The sequence below is a fragment of the Lentzea sp. HUAS TT2 genome, assembly GCF_051853195.1.
Lineage (GTDB): Bacteria > Actinomycetota > Actinomycetes > Mycobacteriales > Pseudonocardiaceae > Lentzea.
The window spans coordinates 4,789,066-4,804,503 of record NZ_CP196667.1; the positions used below are offsets into that span (position 1 = coordinate 4,789,066).

A 15,438-nucleotide genomic window follows, 5' to 3' on the forward strand; every position below is an offset into this window, starting at 1 on the left:
CTCCGTTCCCGTGCGGGTCACGCCAGGAACGAGGCGTGCTCTTCCACCCACTGGCGGAACGTGCGGGCCGGCTTGCCGGTGATCCGCTCGGCAGTGGCGCTGGTGTCCGCGACGACGCCGACCGCGGCCTCCCACTGGTTGAGCAGCGAGGTCAGCACGGGCGGCGGCACGAAGTTGCTCATCTGCGCCTCACCCTCCTCGCGGGTCAGGCCGTTGATCACGAGCTTGCGGCCGAGCACCTCACCGACGATCTCCAGCTCCTGGCGGAACGTCAGCGACTCCGGACCGGTGAGGTCGACGATCTCGTCCTGGATCTTCTTCTCGGTCAGCGCGATGACCGCTACGTCAGCGATGTCATCCTCGTGCACCGGTGCCACCTGGGCCTCGGGGAAGACCTGGTCGATCGTGTCGCCTGCCTGCAGCGAGTAGCTCCAGCCGAACGCGTTGCTCATGAAAGCGCCCGGCCGCAGGATCGTGTAGCTCAGGCCCGAGCTGACCACCGCCTCCTCGACGAGCAGGTGGTGGTGCGCCAACGGGTCCTGGTCCGCGCCCGGCAGGCCGACGGTGTTCGACGACAGCAGCACGATCTGCTCGACGCCGGCCTTCTCGGCCTCGTCGAGGAACTTCACGATGCCGTCCGGCTCCGCGTAGAGCAGCACCTTGGAGACACCGGCGAGGGCCGCGACGAACGTCTGCGGGTCGTTGAGGTCGAGCGCGACGGTTTCGACACCGTCCGGGACGTCGAGCTCCGCGGGATTTCGGCCGGACGCGCGGAGGCTGTGACCCGCCGCGTAAAGCCGCTGGAGCACGCGACGGCCGACGTTGCCGCGCGCCCCGGTGACGAGGATGGTCATGTGGATCTCCCGAATTGGGTGGTTCGCCTGGATGGCCGATCACGCTCAGCGTTCACCCGGTCACTCGAACGGCACTAGATCGGGGTTCAGGTCAGGGCTCCTAACCTGCGAAAACATTGCCCAGACCCGCGAGGAGCGCACGGTGGTCTCCTTTCCCGTTCCCGGATCCAGCTACCGCGGTCCCGCGCCGGAGTTCGCCGGGTTCCGCGCGTCGAGCCCAGTCGTGCGACTGCCCGCGAACGGCGGCGGTCACTGCTGGATCGCGACCACGCAGGACTCGGTCCGCGTGGTGCTCGACGACGTGCGGTTCTCCCGTGCCGCGTCCTACGAACCGACCGCGCCGACCTTTCCCGGACTGTTCCAGGCGCCGCCCGGAATGATCATCTCGCTGGACCCGCCCGCCCACACCCGGTTGCGCGACCTCGTGTCGCAGGCGTTCTCGGTCGACCGCATCGAGTCCATGCGACCGAGAATCCAGCAGCTCGTGACAGAGTTGCTGGACCAGGCCGACGAAGAGGCTCTCGAGGGACCCGTAGATCTGCTCGGCAGGTTCACGTTCCCCCTGGCCATCATCGCGATCAGCGACCTGTTGGGTGTGCCCGCCGGCGACCGCGACACGTTCGCGCGACTGATCAGGGAGTTCGCCGCCGTCGACGCGCCGGAGCTGGCGGCCGCGGCGGGCGAGCAGCTCGGCGAGTTCATGGCGGGGCTGGTGTTCGGGAAGATGGCGGCGCCCGGCGACGACGTGCTGTCGGCGTTGACCGAGGCCCGGATCGGTGACGACAAGCTGGAGGTCGGCGAGCTCATCGGCCTCGGATACACGCTGCTCGGTGCGGGCGGCGACTCCACGGCCTGTCACCTGGCCAGTTCGGTCCTGACGTTGCTGGGACATCACCGCGACGTGTGGGTGCGGCTGGGGGAGCGGCCCGGCGAGGTGCCGGCTGCGGTCGAGGAGCTGCTGCGCTGGATCACGTTGTCCACCAACGACACGACCGGTCTCCCGCGGATCGCCACCGAGGACGTGACGCTGTTCGGCGTGACGATTCCCCGGGGTGACGCGGTGTTCGTGTCGACCAACTCGGCGAACCGCGACGAGACGCTGTTCACCGATCCCGACGCGCTCGACTTCGCGCGGACCGACAACGCGCACCTCGCGTTCGGGTACGGGATCCACCGCTGCCTGGGCGCCCCGCTCGCGCGCATCGAGCTGACCACCGCGTTCGAGGAACTGACCCGGCGCTTCCCGGCCGCACGGCTCGCCGTCGCCGAGGAGGACCTGGAGTGGCAGAAGGCGGACATGAACCACCGGCTCGTCGCGCTGCCGGTCGACCTGCACGGCAAGGGTTTCTGAAACACCGAAGGCCCCCGGGATCAACCGGGGGCCTTGTGCTGTGCGGACTACTTCTTGCGGGGCACGGCGATCGCGGCCAGCGCGCCGCAGAAGGTGAAGACGGCGGCTCCGAACAACGCGAGCCCGAAGCCGGAACCGAGCGAGTGCCGCAGCGGTTCGCCCTGTGCCAGCAGGGAGTCCGCCCGCGCCGACGACATCGTGGCGAGGACGACCAGGCCGATCGCGCTGCCCATCTGACGGATCGTGTTGAGCAGACCGGACGCGAGACCAGCCTGTTCGCGCGGCACCCCGGACGTCGCGGCGTTCGTGGTCGCGTTGAGGACGGCGCCCATTCCCAGGCCCAGCAACGTGGTCGGGACGAGGATCGAGCCGAGGAACGTCGACGTCTCGTCCGCTGTGGACACCCAGATCAGGCCGGCGGTCGCGGTGAGCAGACCGGCGATCAGCACCGGCCGCGGGCCGATCTTCGGCACGATCCGCGCCACGCCGAAGCCGCCCAGCGCGATGCCGATCGACAAAGGCAGGTAACCGAGGCCGGTCTGCAACGCGCTGAAGCCCATCACCTGCTGCAGCACCAGGGTCAGGAAGTAGAAGGTGCTGAACAGGGCGGCGATCGCGAAGAACGCCACGATGTTCGTCGCGGTCACCGCGCGGTTGCGGAAGATGCCGAGCGGCATCAGTGGGTGGGCGGACACCGTCTGCTGGCGCAGGAAGAACGCGAACAGGACCAGCGCCAGCGTCAGCGAACCGGCGACCTGCCAGGAACCCCAGCCGAGCTCGTGCGACTGCGCGATGCCGTAGACCAGTGCCATCAGGCCGATCGTCACGGTGAACGCGCCGGGGACGTCGAGTGCCTTGCGGCCGCCGTTGCTCGGCGTCTCCGGCACGGCGCTGCGGATCATGGCCACCAGCGCGATGCCGAGCGGCACGTTGATGAGCAGCACCCAGCGCCAGCCGAGCGACTCGGTGACGATGCCGCCGAGCAGCACGCCAACCGCGCCACCCGTGCCGGACACCGCGCTCCACCAGCCGAATGCCTTCGCGCGGGCGGTGGGATCGCGGAACGTGGTGCCGAGGACGGTGAGCGACGCCGGCGCCATCACGGCCGCGCCCAGGCCCTGGAAGCCACGGGCCGCGATCAGGGTGCCCGGCGAGGTCGCCATGCCACCGACCGCGCTCGCGACCGTGAACAGGGCCGCACCGAAGAAGAACACCCTGCGCTGCCCGAACAGGTCGGCGAGCCGGCCGCCCAGCAGCAGGAAGCCGCACACCGCGATCGTGTACGCGCTGTTGACCCATTGCAGATCGTGCCGTTCGAACTTCAGGTCCTCGAAGATCGACGGCAGGGCGACGTTCATGACCGACGCGTCCAGCACGTTCATGAACTGCGCCAGGCAGCACACGGCCAGCACGAGGCCGAGCTTGGCTCCCGGCTTGCTGAGCGTGGCCGTCATGAGCGCACCAGCCGGAAGAACGTCCGCAGCTCCTCGACGAGCACGACGGGGTTCTCCAGCGCGGGGAAGTGGCCGCCGGACGGCATCTCCTTCCAGTAGCGCAGATCGGTGAACCGGTGCTCGGCCCACACCTTGGGCATCCGCGCGTCGGCGGGGAACACCGAGAACCCGGTCGGCACATCGACCTGGGTGAGCGGGGACTTGTTGTAGCTCTCCCAGTACAACCGGCCCGACGACGCGGCCGTGGCGGTGAACCAGCACACCGAGACCATGTCGAGGATCCGGTCGCGGGAGATGATCTTCTCCGCGTCACCGTCGTGGTCGCTCCACGACCAGTACTTCTCGCCGGCCCAGCCCAGCTGGCCGATGGGGGAGTCGGTGAGGCCGTAGGCGAGCGACTGCGGCTTGGTGTTCATCACCGCCGCGTACGCGGACTCCTTGGCGGCGAACTCCTTGAGCGCACCGAGACCCTTGTAGTCCTCCTGCGTCAGCTGGACTTCGGCCTCAGGGGCGGAGGCGAACGGCATCACGAGGTGGATCGCCTCGACGTGGTCCGGCGCGATGTGGCCGAGGATGCCCGTGATGAACGAGCCCCAGTCGTTGCCGTGCGCGTAGAACTTGTCGTAGCCGGCGCGGCCCATCAGCGTGACGAACGACGCGGCGATGCGTTCCAGCGTCCAGCCGGTTCCGGTCGGCTTGTCGCTGAAACCGTAGCCGGGCAACGAGGGCGCGACGACGTGGAAGGCGTCGGCAGGGTCCGGCGGGTTGGTCAGCGGCTCGATGACGTCGAGGAACTCCGCGACCGAACCGGGCCAGCCGTGCGTGAGCATCAACGGCCTCGCCTGCGGGTGCGGGGAGCGCGCGTGCAGGAAGTGGATCCCGACGCCGTCGATCTCCGTCTTGAACTGGGGGATGGCGTTGAGCTTCGCCTCGGTGGCGCGCCAGTCGTAGACGTTCGCCCAGTACTCGGCCAGGTCCTTGGCATAGGCCAGGGGCATGCCCTGCGACCAGTCGTCCACGGTCTCCGCGTCCGGCCACCTGGTCGCTGCCAGCCGCCGTGTGAGGTCCGCCAGTTCGGAGTCGGGAACCTCGACCCGGAACGGCACGAGTGCAGTGTCCATGGCGCGAAGGTAGGTACGGGGGCTCAAATCCCGGTCGACATCCAGGTTTCGAGCCGCCTTCGAGGTGCGCGTAGCACTGTTCGGCGCGAGGCCAGGCCGATGTGATCCCCCGGAGGTGTTCCCGTGCTGCCCCTTGAACTGGACGAGGAGTTCCCGTTCAGCGGTTCCTCCTACCGCGGCCCGGACCCCAAGTACGACAGGCTGCGCGCCGAGTGCCCGGTGGCCAAGGTGCCCACCAACTCCGGCACGCCGACCTGGGTGATCACCAAGTACGAGGACGTCCGCGCCGGGCTCGCCGACCCCAGGCTGAGCCGCGCGTTGACGTGCGTCGAGGGTGCTCCCCAGGTCGGCGGCGCCATGACCACCACCCCCGAGATGATCATCTCGCTGGACGGTTCGGAGCACTCCCGGCTGCGCAAGCTGGTGATGGGCGCGTTCACGGTCCGCAAGGTCGAGGCGATGCGCGCGGGCGTGCAGAAGGTGGCCGACGAGCTGCTCGACGCCGTCGAGCTCAAAGGCGCTCCGGTCAACCTCGTTGAGGCGCTTTGTGTTCCGCTGCCGTTGACGATCATCGGCGACCTGCTCGGCGTGCCGACCGAGGACCTGAAGATCTTCGAGACGGACGCGCGGGCGTTCGCGACGTTCGACGAGAACGACCCCGAGGCGCCGATGCGGGCGTTCGGCAGGCTCGCCGGGTACGTCATGGGCCTGATCGCACAGAAGCGCGAGAAGCCTGGCCAGGACATGCTGTCCGACCTGATCTCCGCGCGGGACAACGACGACAAGCTGAGCGAGCAGGAGCTGGTGACGTTCGCGTTCACCCTCATCGGCGCCGGCTTCGACACCGCCGCGAACCAGATCTCGAACTCCGTGCTGGCGTTGCTGCACGACCACCCGGACACGTGGCGGCGGCTCGTCGCCGACCCGTCGCTGATCCCGGCGGCCGTCGAGGAACTGCTGCGGCACGTCAACCTCTTCGCCACCGACACCACGGGTTTCCACCGCATCGCGGCGGAGGACCTGGAGCTCGGCGGGCAGAAGATCGCGAAGGGCGACGCGGTGTTCTTCGTGCTGTCGTCGGCCAACCGCGACGAGGACGTCTTCGAGAACCCGCAGCAGCTCGACATCGACCGGGCCTCGAACCCGCACATCGCGTTCGGGCACGGCGTGCACTACTGCCTCGGCAAGCAGCTGGGGCGCATGGAGATGGCGATCGCCATCGAAGGTCTGACCCGCCGATTCCCGGACCTCCGGCTCGCGGTGCCCTACGAGGACTTGAAGTGGCACCAGGGCGAAATCAACCACTCACTCGTCAGCCTCCCCGTCACCTGGGGATAGATAGAAGGAGAGCCATGAGCATCCCCGAGAAGCAGTGGGAGGTCAGGCTCGCCAAGCACGTCGAGGACGACCTGACCCTCGAGCACTTCGACGTCGTCGAGGTGGCCGTCCCCGAGCCCGGTGACGGTGAGGTGTTGGTGCGCGTCGACTACGTGTCGGTGGCCGCCGCCTTCAAGGAGTTCATGAGGTCCGACTGCCAGATCCCCGGCGTGCCGCCGTGGAAGGTCGGCGACCCCGCGGGTGGGGGCGGTGTCGGCACCGTCGTGAAGTCGAACAGCCCCGACCTGGAGGTCGGCGACCTCGTGCAGTCGTTCGGCCCGTGGCAGGAGTACTGGGTCGGTCCCGCGCAGCAGTTCATCAAGCAGAACCCGCACTACGTGCCCTCGCCGGTCTACTTCCTGTCGCAGGGACCGACGGCGTACTACGGCATGGCGACCATCGCGCAGGCCGGTGAGGGCGACGTCGTGTTCGTCACCGGTGCCGCCGGTGGTGTCGGGTCTCTGGCCGGGCAGATCGCGAAGGCACGCGGTGCCAAGGTGATCGGCTCGGCCGGCAGCCAGGAGAAGGTCGACTGGCTGGTGAACGAGCTCGGCTTCGACGCCGCGTTCAACTACAAGGACGGCCCGGTGAGCGACCGGCTGCGCGAGCTGGCGCCGGACGGCATCAGCGTGTTCTTCGACAACGTCGGTGGCGAGCAGTTCGAGGCCGCGATCCAGGCGGCACGTCCGCACGCCCGGTTCGCGTTGTGCGGCGAGCTGTCCAACCAGAACGACGGCGCCGAGCACCCGCGGATCGATCTGATGACGGCGATCACCAAGCACCTGGAGATCCGCCCGTTCGCCTGCTACCACCTGCCGGAGCAGATCCAGGACTGGGTCGTCCACTTCGGACAGTGGTTGCAGGAGGGGAAGTTCGTCTTCCCGCACACCATCGTGGAGGGTGGGGTCAAGACCGCGCCGCAGGCTCTGCTGTCGTTGCTGGCCGGCAAGTACACCGGCAACGTGACGGTCAAGATCTCCTGACGCGCGCTCGTGGAGAAGGGGGCGCCTTCGCTGGCGCCCCCTTCGAGGTGTTCTCACCCGAGGCGTTGAGCCGTGATGCTGATCGCGGCTTCCCTTGCTGTGGTGCCATTTGCGAGGCGCACCACGGCGTTGCCGTTGCTGACGAACTCGTCGCCGCGCAGCACGGCGTCCTGGGCGATCTCGATCGTCCCTGGTGCCTCGGTCAACTCCTCGTTGATCCGGTAGCTGAACGTGTCGGGCCCCGTCTGGGTCCACGTCCCGGATCCTGTTCCGCCCACGACCAGCATCGCTGTGCCGTCGCGCGCGAACTCGAACTCGCTCTCCGTGTGGCCACCGGGTCTGCCGACTCGGGCGCGCCACCTGCCCACCGCAAGAGTTCCCATGCTCCCCAGGGTTTCCGTCCCAGCTAGACCTGGACTCAAGGAACACCCAGCAGGGTTGACGTCGACTGCCCTACCGAGTGGAAAGAAGCTGGAGGCGTCATGTCGGACGCACCATTTGCCGGACAGCAGGTCGTCGTGACGGGTGGGGGAACCGGCATCGGCCGCGCGGCGGCGCTGGCGTTCGCCGACCTCGGCGCCGCGAACGTGATCATCACAGGCCGCCGCGAGAGCCGGCTCACCGAGGTCGTCGCCCTGCACCCCGCGATCACCGCGGTCGTCGCGGACGTGACGACGGACGAAGGCGCGCAGAAGATCGCCGACGCCGTGAAGCTGGGCGGCGGCAAGGTGGACGTGCTCGTGCACAACGCCGGCATCTTCCGGTTCACGCCGGTCGCGGGGTTCGACCTCGCCACCGCGCGCGACGTGCTGGAGACCAACCTGGTCGGCCCGCTGGTGCTGACCGCCAAGCTGCTGCCGCAGCTGACCTCGCCCGGCGGCAGCATCGTGTTCGTCTCCAGCAATGCCGGGCACATCGCGGTGCCGGGCGGTGGCGTGTACGGCGCCAGCAAGGCCGCCGTGGACAGCCTGGTGCGCAGCTGGGCCCTCGAACTGGCGCCGCAGGGCATCCGCGTCAACGCGGTCGCGCCCGCAGCGGTGCGCACGGAGGTCTACGCGGCCAACGGTTTGAGCCCCGAGGAGGTCGAGGGCTACTTCGGCTTCCAGGCCTCGCAGACGCCCCTGGGGCGCACCGGCGAGGTCGACGACGTCGTTCCGTGGATCACCCGCTTCGCCGAGCCCGCGAGCTCGTGGGTCACCGGTCAAGTCATCACGCTCGATGGCGGCGCTGATCTGGCGTGAGCCAACCTTTCGACTAGGAGGAAGACCCAGATGACCAGCACCGCCGAGCCGGGTGTGGACACGTTCCCCTACAAGCGCACGTGCCCGTTCACGCCGCCCGCGCAGTACACGCAGATGGCCGAGGAGGACGTCGTCGAGGTTACGCTGACCGGGTCCGGTCTGCGGATCTGGACGATCAGCGGCTACCACACGATCAAGCAGCTCCTCACGGACCCGCGGATCAGCGCGTCGCGCAAGCACGACAACTTCCCGTTCTACTTCATCGCGCCGCCGGAGTTCCGCACCGAGACGTCGTTCATCGGCTACGACAACCCGGAGCACACCAAGACCCGGCGCAAGGCGGCCGTGACGTTCACCAACCGCCAGGTGAAGCGGCTCCGCCCGCGCATCCAGGAGATCGTCGACGAGTACATCGACAAGATCCTGACGATGACGCCGCCGATCGACTTCCACCGCGAGTTCTCCCTCGCCGTGCCGATGACGGTCATCTGCGAGCTGCTCGGCATCCCGCAGGACGAGCACGACTTCTTCATCGAGCACGGCACCTGTCTGCTGGGCGGTCACTCGACGCCGGAACAGCGCCAGGCCGCGATCGTCGAGGTGAACGCCTACGTCGACAAGCTGATCACGTTGAAGGAGAAGGAGCCCGGCGAGGACCTGCTCTCGCGGGCGATGGCGGAGTACGCCGCGTCCGGCGAGGAGTACACGCGCCGCGACCTGTTCAACATGATCCGCCTGCTGATGAACGGCGGCCACGAGACCACGGCCTCGATGCTGTCGCTGGGCACCGCCGCGCTGCTGGAGAACCCCGACCAGCTCAAGCTGCTGCTGGACGACCCCGAGGGCATGATCGAGCCGGCCGTCGAGGAGCTCGTGCGCCTCGCCACCATCGGTGACACCGCCATCCCGCGCGTCGCGCTGGAGGACATCGAGATCGGCGGCAAGACCATCAAGGCCGGCGACGGCATCCTGTGCCTGGGCCTCAACGGCAACCGCGACCCGGAGATCTTCCCGGAGCCGGAGAAGCTGATCCTGGAGCGCGGCACCCGCAAGCACCTCGGGTTCGGGCACGGCCTGCACCACTGCATCGGTGCCGACCTGGCGCGCCTGGAGATGCAGCTCGTGTGGTCGACGCTGTTCCAGCGGATCCCCTCGCTGCGGCTCGCGAAGCCGTTCCTGGAGATCCCGCGCAAGGAGGGCGCCGTGATCTACGGCCTGTGGGAGCTGCCGGTCACGTGGGACATCCCCGCCGAGGACTGAGCTTCACGAGAAGGGGCCCCGCACCTCGGTGCGGGGCCCCTTTGCGTTGTGCTGTCAGTCCTTCGGGATGTTCGGGCGCTGCACGTGCCCGGGAACCCTGGTGTGCTTGCTCGCCGGCAGCACACCGTCGACGAGGTAGTCGTCGACCAGCGAGTCGAGCACCTCGTTGCCCGCCAACCCGTACACCTCGTGGTCGCCGGAGTCCTCGATGAGGACGAGCGGGTGGTCCAGCAGCGCGGCCAGCTCGATGCCGCCCTCGACGCGGTCCATCGGGTCGCCGTCCGCCTGCACGACGAGCCCCTTGGGGTAACCGGGCTGCGCCAGCTTCGTCGGCGGCTCCAGGCTTTCGAACGTCCGGAACGCGCCGACCCAGGGCTGGGCCCGCAGCACGCCGTACCCGTACGGGTGCTCGGCGCGGTGCTTGCGGACGTCGGCGTAGTAGACCTCCAGGTCCTGCGGCCAGTAGGTCTCCAGCGTGATGGCCTCCAGCACGCCGACCCGCAGGTCGCCCTCCGAGTCCTGCGGCCGCCAGGTGGCCTGCCCGACGATCAACGCCCGTGCCTTCTCGAAGTTGGCGTCCTGCAACGTGGTGCGCAGGTCGCCGACGAGGTAGCCCAGCGAGTCCCACTGCCCGCGGTCCGTGGCCCGCGTGCCCACCGCGCCGTCGAACAGCGTGCGGAGCTGGATCTGGTCGCCTTCTTCGAGCTTCGCGACCACGGCCTCGATCTCGGCGATGACGGCTGCCGGGGTGTTACCGAGGTGGAAGTGCCCGTCGCGCTCGGCGGTCCAGTCCGCCCACAGCGCGACGTTGCGGTAGACCGCCTCCGCCTGGGTGACGAACTGCTCACGCCAGGTCCACTGTGGATTGATGCACGAGTCGAAGACCGTGCGGTCGAGGTTCTCCGGGAACATGGTGCCGTAGACGGCGCCGACGTACACGCCGTACGCGTACCCGACGAACGAGATCTTCTCCTCGCCCAGCACGACGCGGATCAGGTCCATGTCCCGTGCTGTGTTGCGGGTCGTGATGTGCGGACGCAGGTCGCCGCCACCCTTCTCACAACCCAGCTCGCGCAACCGCATGTCCTCGGCCAGCTGCTCGAAGAGCGAGTCCGGGGGCCGGGAGTCGAAGGGCGCCTTGGGGATCGTCACCTCGGCGTAGAGCTTGGTGGACTCGCCGTACCCGCGCGGGTCGAACCCGATGAGGTCGTAGGCCGTCCGAACCCTGCTGCCGAGGCGCTTGATCAGCCCGAGGCCGTCGCCGCCGTCGCCTCCGGGGCCGCCGTTGACGGCCAGCAGCACACCGCGGCGCTTGGCCTTGTCCGTGGCCTTGAGACGGGCGATCGCGATGGTGAGCTTGGGACCGTCCGGGTCGGAATAGTCGCGTGGCACGACGACCGTCGCGCGTTCAAGGCCGTCCTCGAACGGCGGTGACCAGTTCACCTGCTGGTCGTAGAACTCCTTGAGGGGCACGGTGGAACCTCCGCGTGTGGGTGTACGCCGACACCGCAGAGTCGCAACACCTGCTCGAACGGCCCTGGAACCCGGAACTCAGCGCCCGGTCCGGCCGTCGATCAACTCCCGGATGATGTCGGCATGTCCGGCGTGCCGGCCGGTCTCCTCGATCATGTGCGCGAGCCGCCACCGGACGTCCTCCGCGGTGCTGGCGTCGAGCACCTCGTCAGCCTGCTTCACCGCCTCCCGGTAGCCCGCCACGACGTCCGCGACGCTGTCCCCGCCGGGCACGTGGAACGTCGCCTGCCAGCTCCGCGGCTTCCTGCCGAGGAACGTCGCCCGCTCCACGAACGTGAGGTGACGCAACAACCCCAGCAGGTTCGTTCCCGATGGGACCATCGCGGTCCGGACCTGGGGTTCGGGCGCACCTTCCACCTTGGCGACCACCGCGGTGCGCAGGTAGTCGAGGAACCCGCGCAGGACCTCGGTCTCACTTCCACCGGTCCTGGGCGGCGGCTGGTCACGTTTCCCTGGCATGGCTCGATTCTCGGTCGCTCCGGAGCGGAACGCACGCGAACTTGCCGTTCCAGCAAGACCATGAACGCTCAAGGTGGTCTCCACCACGTGCAAAGCGATGACGTTCAAGGTGAACCACGTCCGGCGAGCCGCAGATCCGTGGGAGAACTGCCATGCCAAAGATCACTTACGTTTCGCACGACGGCATCGAGACCGTTGTCGACGTTGCCCAGAACGACTCCGTGATGCGCGGCGCGGTTCTCAACGGCATCAAGGGAATCGTCGCCCAGTGCGGTGGTGGGGCCTCGTGCGGTACGTGCCACGTGTACGTCGACCCGGAGAACACCAAGCCGCTTTCGCAGATGCACCAGGTGGAGGACGAGCTGCTCTACTTCACCGCCTGCGAGCGCAAGGAGAACAGCCGGCTGAGCTGCCAGATCCCCGTGACCGAGGAGCAGGACGGGCTCGTCGTGCACATGCCTGAGAAGCAACTCTGAGGGAGAGAAGCATGAGCAAGCGACGGGTCGCCCTGGTCACGGGTGCCACCAGCGGAATCGGTCTCGAGGTCGCCCGCAGCCTCGGCAGGGAGGGGCACGCGGTCTTCGTCGTGGCCCGCAACGCCGAGAACGTCTCGACCACGGTGAAGCAGCTGCGCGAGGAAGGCATCGAGGCCGACGGCGCCGCCTCCGACGTCACGTCCACAGAGGACATCCGCACCGCTGTCCAGAAGGCCGTCGAGGTCTTCGGTCCCATCGAGATCCTCGTGAACAACGCGGGTCGCGGTGGCGGCGGCATCACCGCCGAGCTGGACGAGGACCTCTGGCTGGACGTCATCGACACCAACCTCAACGGTGTCTTCCGGTTCACCAAAGAGGTGCTGAGCACCGGCAAGATGGTGGAGCAGTCCTGGGGCCGGATCATCAACATCGCCTCCACCGGCGGCAAGCAGGGCGTCGTGTTCGCCGCGCCCTACTCGGCGTCCAAGCACGGCGTCGTCGGCTTCAGCAAGGCCGTCGGCATCGAGCTCGCGAAGTCCGGCATCACCGTCAACGCGGTGTGCCCCGGCTACGTCGAGACGCCGATGGCCGGCCGGGTGCGCCAGGGGTACGCGAACCACTGGGGTGTCTCCGAGGAAGAGGTCCTCGAGAAGTTCAACGCCAAGATCCCGCTGGGTCGGTACAGCACGCCGGAAGAGGTCGCCGGTCTCGTGACGTACCTGACGACGGACACCGCGTCCTCGATCACCGCACAGGCGCTCAACGTCTGCGGCGGGCTGGGCAACTACTGACATGCGCGGCGAGTCGGTAGTCGTCGTCGGGGCCGGGCAGGCGGGCTGCCAGGTCGCGGTGTCCCTGCGCGAGCAGGGACACCGCGGCCCCATCACGCTCATCGGTGACGAACAGGCCGCGCCGTACCAGCGGCCTCCGCTCACGAAGGCCTACCTGGCGGGGGAGACCGACCTCGCCGGGCTGGCGCTCAGGCAGGACTCCTACTACGACGACCACGGCATCAAGCTCGTCCGCAACGAGCGGGTGATCGGGGTCGACCGCCAGGCACGGGTCGCGGTGCTGGGCTGTGCCCGCACGGTCGGCTACGACCACCTGGTGTTCGCGACGGGCGCGCGGCCTCGGCCGTTGCCCATCCCCGGCGCCGAGCACGTGCTGAACCTGCGCACGGTCGCCGACGCGGACGCGATCCGGGAACGGCTCGAAGGCCAGATCGGGCTCGACGTCGTTGTCATCGGCGGAGGGTTCATCGGCCTCGAGTTCGCCGCCGTGGTCAGGAAACTGCGCCACGAGGTGACCGTCGTCGAGGCGCAGGGCCAGGTGATGCAACGGGCGGTGTCCGCGGAGACGGCCCAGCACCTCGTCAACCGCCACCGCAGCGAGGGCGTCCAGATCCTCACCGGAACGGGCGTCGGTGCCGTCAGGGAAGGCCTGGTGGAGCTCACGGACGGCACGGTGCTCGTCGCCGACCTCGTGGTCGCGGGCATCGGCGTCATCCCGAACACCGAGATCGCCCAGCGCGCCGGACTCGCGGTCGACAACGGCATCGTCGTCGACGCACACCTCGGCACGGTCGACCCGCGGATCTACGCGGTCGGTGACTGCGCGCGGTTCGCCAGCACGCACGCAGGCGGCCTGATCCGCCTGGAGTCGGTGCAGAACGCCACCGACCAGGCCACCACGGTCGCGGCGGCCATCATGGGCAGCGCGGAGCCCTACACCGCCCTGCCGTGGTTCTGGAGCGACCAGTACGACGTGAAGCTGCAGACCGCGGGCCTCACCAACGGCCACGACCGCACTGTCCTCGTCGGTGACCCGGCCGAGGGCAGGTTCTCGGTGTTCTGCTTCAAGAATGACAAGTTGATTGGAATCGAGGCCTACAACCGGCCGATCGACTTCCTGATGGGCCGCCGGATCCTCGAGGGCGGCAACGCGCTCACGCCGGAGATCGTCGCCAGGCCGGGCTTCGACCTGCGCGCGAGCCAGCAGAAGGCAGCCTGACGGATGCCGTCCGCGTCACAACCAGCCGGCTTCCTCGGCGATGCGGATGGCGTCCACCCGGTTGCGGCCGTTGAGCTTGGTCATGATCGTCGTCATGTAGTTGCGGACCGTGCCGACCGAAAGCGACAGCGCGACAGCGATGTCAGGAGCGTCGGCACCGTTCGCCGCGAGCCGGAGGACCTCCAGCTCGCGGTCGGTCAGCGGGCACTCGCCGCGGTCCCACGCGGCCAGGGCGAGCTGGCTGTCCACGACGCGTTCCCCGGCGGCGACCCTGCGGATCGCATCGGCGAGCTCCGTCGGCGGCGCGTCCTTGAGCAGAAACCCGTCCACGCGGGCCGCCAACGCCCTGCGCAACGTTCCCGGACGGCCCAGCGACGTCAGCATCAACGTCCTGACCTGCGGCATCGTCTCGCGGATCGTCGACGCGGCACTGAGCCCGTCGAGGATCGGCAGGTCGATGTCGATCACGCAGACGTCGGGACCGTGCTGGCGAGCGGCCGACACGATCTTGTCACCGGAGCTCACCTCGGCCACGACCTCGATGTCCGGTTCGAGGTTGAGCAGCGCGATGAGAGCACCGCGCACCATGTGCATGTCCTCCGCGAGCAGAACCCTGATCATCGCGCCCCTCCGCGCGACACCATATCTCCCAACGTTCATGTCGCGCTCCACGCCACATCGAGGCGGCCTGGCCAAGGTGGACCGAGCTGCCTCGCGAAGGGATGCGTCATGGAACGCAGCGTCAACGTGACAGTCGTGTACTACTCCTCGACCGGAACGATTCACCGGATCGCCTCGGAGATCTCCGAGACGGCCGAGAAGCACGGCGCCGAGGTGCGGCTGGTGCGGGCTGCGGAGCTGGCGCCCGAGGCGGCGTGGCGGTCCAGGCCCGCCTGGGCTGCGCACCTGGAGGAGACCGCGGACGTCCCCGTCGCCTCGGTCGACGACGTGCTGTGGGCCGACGCCGTCGTCTTCGGCACGCCGACCCGCTTCGGCAACGTGTCCGCGCAGCTCAAGCAGTTCATCGACACGCTGGGACCGGCCTGGTTCAGCGGACTGCTGGCCGACAAGGTGTACAGCGCCTTCACCTCGGGCGGCAGCCTGCACGGCGGCATGGAGACCACGCTCGTGTCGATCTACAACATGGTCTGCCACTTCGGCGGGATCATCGTGCCGCCGGGAGGAAACCTGAATCCCTACGGCACCTCTCACGTACTGGGCGCGGACAACCTGCCGGTCGACGAGATCGCGTTGCAGGCGGCCCAGATCCAGGCGGAACGCGTCGTGCGCGTCGCACGTGCGCTGAAGGAGGTCTGACC

16 protein-coding genes are annotated in these 15,438 nt (G+C 68.5%); 9 read left to right on the forward strand and 7 right to left on the reverse strand.

The window, feature by feature from the left end; all coding sequences use genetic code 11:
- Positions 1-17 precede the first annotated feature (17 nt).
- The gene (locus ACSHWB_RS24080) at positions 18-854 is read right to left on the reverse strand and encodes an NAD(P)H-binding protein (protein WP_439664248.1); all 837 of its coding nucleotides are present in this window, start codon (positions 852-854) and stop codon (positions 18-20) included.
- Between the two features lie 142 nt (positions 855-996).
- On the opposite strand from ACSHWB_RS24080, the gene ACSHWB_RS24085 reads away from it, so the two are divergent.
- Positions 997-2,205, forward strand: coding sequence for a cytochrome P450 (locus ACSHWB_RS24085; RefSeq protein WP_439664249.1), 1,209 nt, complete (start codon positions 997-999; stop codon positions 2,203-2,205).
- Between the two features lie 47 nt (positions 2,206-2,252).
- Here ACSHWB_RS24085 and ACSHWB_RS24090 read toward each other — a convergent pair whose 3' ends face one another.
- A complete protein-coding gene (locus ACSHWB_RS24090) occupies positions 2,253-3,659 on the reverse strand; it encodes an MFS transporter (protein WP_439664250.1) in 1,407 nt (468 codons plus the stop codon).
- Complete coding sequence (locus ACSHWB_RS24095; RefSeq protein WP_439664251.1) at positions 3,656-4,780, reverse strand: epoxide hydrolase family protein; 1,125 nt, start codon at positions 4,778-4,780, stop codon at positions 3,656-3,658. The genes ACSHWB_RS24090 and ACSHWB_RS24095 overlap by 4 nt, the downstream gene beginning before the upstream one ends.
- A gap of 123 nt (positions 4,781-4,903) precedes the next feature.
- Between ACSHWB_RS24095 and ACSHWB_RS24100 the strand changes: the two genes are divergently transcribed.
- Both ACSHWB_RS24100 and ACSHWB_RS24105 read left to right on the forward strand, forming a co-directional pair.
- On the forward strand, positions 4,904-6,118 hold the full coding sequence (locus ACSHWB_RS24100; protein WP_439664252.1) for a cytochrome P450: 1,215 nt from the start codon (positions 4,904-4,906) through the stop codon (positions 6,116-6,118).
- A 14-nt stretch (positions 6,119-6,132) separates the two neighbouring features.
- A complete protein-coding gene (locus tag ACSHWB_RS24105; RefSeq protein WP_360042308.1) occupies positions 6,133-7,140 on the forward strand; it encodes an NADP-dependent oxidoreductase in 1,008 nt (335 codons plus the stop codon).
- A gap of 53 nt (positions 7,141-7,193) precedes the next feature.
- Here ACSHWB_RS24105 and ACSHWB_RS24110 read toward each other — a convergent pair whose 3' ends face one another.
- A complete protein-coding gene (locus tag ACSHWB_RS24110; RefSeq protein WP_439664253.1) occupies positions 7,194-7,523 on the reverse strand; it encodes a hypothetical protein in 330 nt (109 codons plus the stop codon).
- Between the two features lie 99 nt (positions 7,524-7,622).
- Between ACSHWB_RS24110 and ACSHWB_RS24115 the strand changes: the two genes are divergently transcribed.
- On the forward strand, positions 7,623-8,381 hold the full coding sequence (locus ACSHWB_RS24115; protein ID WP_439664254.1) for an SDR family NAD(P)-dependent oxidoreductase: 759 nt from the start codon (positions 7,623-7,625) through the stop codon (positions 8,379-8,381).
- A 30-nt stretch (positions 8,382-8,411) separates the two neighbouring features.
- Complete coding sequence (locus tag ACSHWB_RS24120) at positions 8,412-9,641, forward strand: cytochrome P450 (RefSeq protein ID WP_319978445.1); 1,230 nt, start codon at positions 8,412-8,414, stop codon at positions 9,639-9,641.
- 54 nt (positions 9,642-9,695) lie between these two features.
- Here ACSHWB_RS24120 and ACSHWB_RS24125 read toward each other — a convergent pair whose 3' ends face one another.
- On the reverse strand, positions 9,696-11,114 hold the full coding sequence (locus tag ACSHWB_RS24125; protein WP_439664255.1) for an alpha/beta fold hydrolase: 1,419 nt from the start codon (positions 11,112-11,114) through the stop codon (positions 9,696-9,698).
- Positions 11,115-11,192: 78 nt separating this feature from the next.
- A complete protein-coding gene (locus tag ACSHWB_RS24130; RefSeq protein WP_439664256.1) occupies positions 11,193-11,633 on the reverse strand; it encodes a DinB family protein in 441 nt (146 codons plus the stop codon).
- 152 nt (positions 11,634-11,785) lie between these two features.
- Here ACSHWB_RS24130 and ACSHWB_RS24135 point away from each other — a divergent pair, with 152 nt between their 5' ends.
- Genes ACSHWB_RS24135 through ACSHWB_RS24145 form a run of 3 tightly spaced genes read left to right on the forward strand, consistent with a single transcriptional unit; the run spans position 11,786 to position 14,119 of the window.
- Positions 11,786-12,109 (forward strand): 2Fe-2S iron-sulfur cluster-binding protein, encoded by a 324-nt coding sequence (locus ACSHWB_RS24135; protein ID WP_093600065.1) that lies wholly within the window; start codon positions 11,786-11,788, stop codon positions 12,107-12,109.
- Positions 12,110-12,120: 11 nt separating this feature from the next.
- The gene (locus ACSHWB_RS24140; protein ID WP_439664257.1) at positions 12,121-12,900 is read left to right on the forward strand and encodes an SDR family NAD(P)-dependent oxidoreductase; all 780 of its coding nucleotides are present in this window, start codon (positions 12,121-12,123) and stop codon (positions 12,898-12,900) included.
- A 1-nt stretch (position 12,901) separates the two neighbouring features.
- On the forward strand, positions 12,902-14,119 hold the full coding sequence (locus ACSHWB_RS24145; RefSeq protein WP_439664258.1) for an NAD(P)/FAD-dependent oxidoreductase: 1,218 nt from the start codon (positions 12,902-12,904) through the stop codon (positions 14,117-14,119).
- Between the two features lie 15 nt (positions 14,120-14,134).
- Here ACSHWB_RS24145 and ACSHWB_RS24150 read toward each other — a convergent pair whose 3' ends face one another.
- Positions 14,135-14,740, reverse strand: coding sequence for a response regulator transcription factor (locus tag ACSHWB_RS24150; RefSeq protein ID WP_439664259.1), 606 nt, complete (start codon positions 14,738-14,740; stop codon positions 14,135-14,137).
- Between the two features lie 108 nt (positions 14,741-14,848).
- Between ACSHWB_RS24150 and ACSHWB_RS24155 the strand changes: the two genes are divergently transcribed.
- A complete protein-coding gene (locus ACSHWB_RS24155) occupies positions 14,849-15,436 on the forward strand; it encodes a flavodoxin family protein (RefSeq protein WP_319978439.1) in 588 nt (195 codons plus the stop codon).
- Positions 15,437-15,438 lie beyond the last annotated feature (2 nt).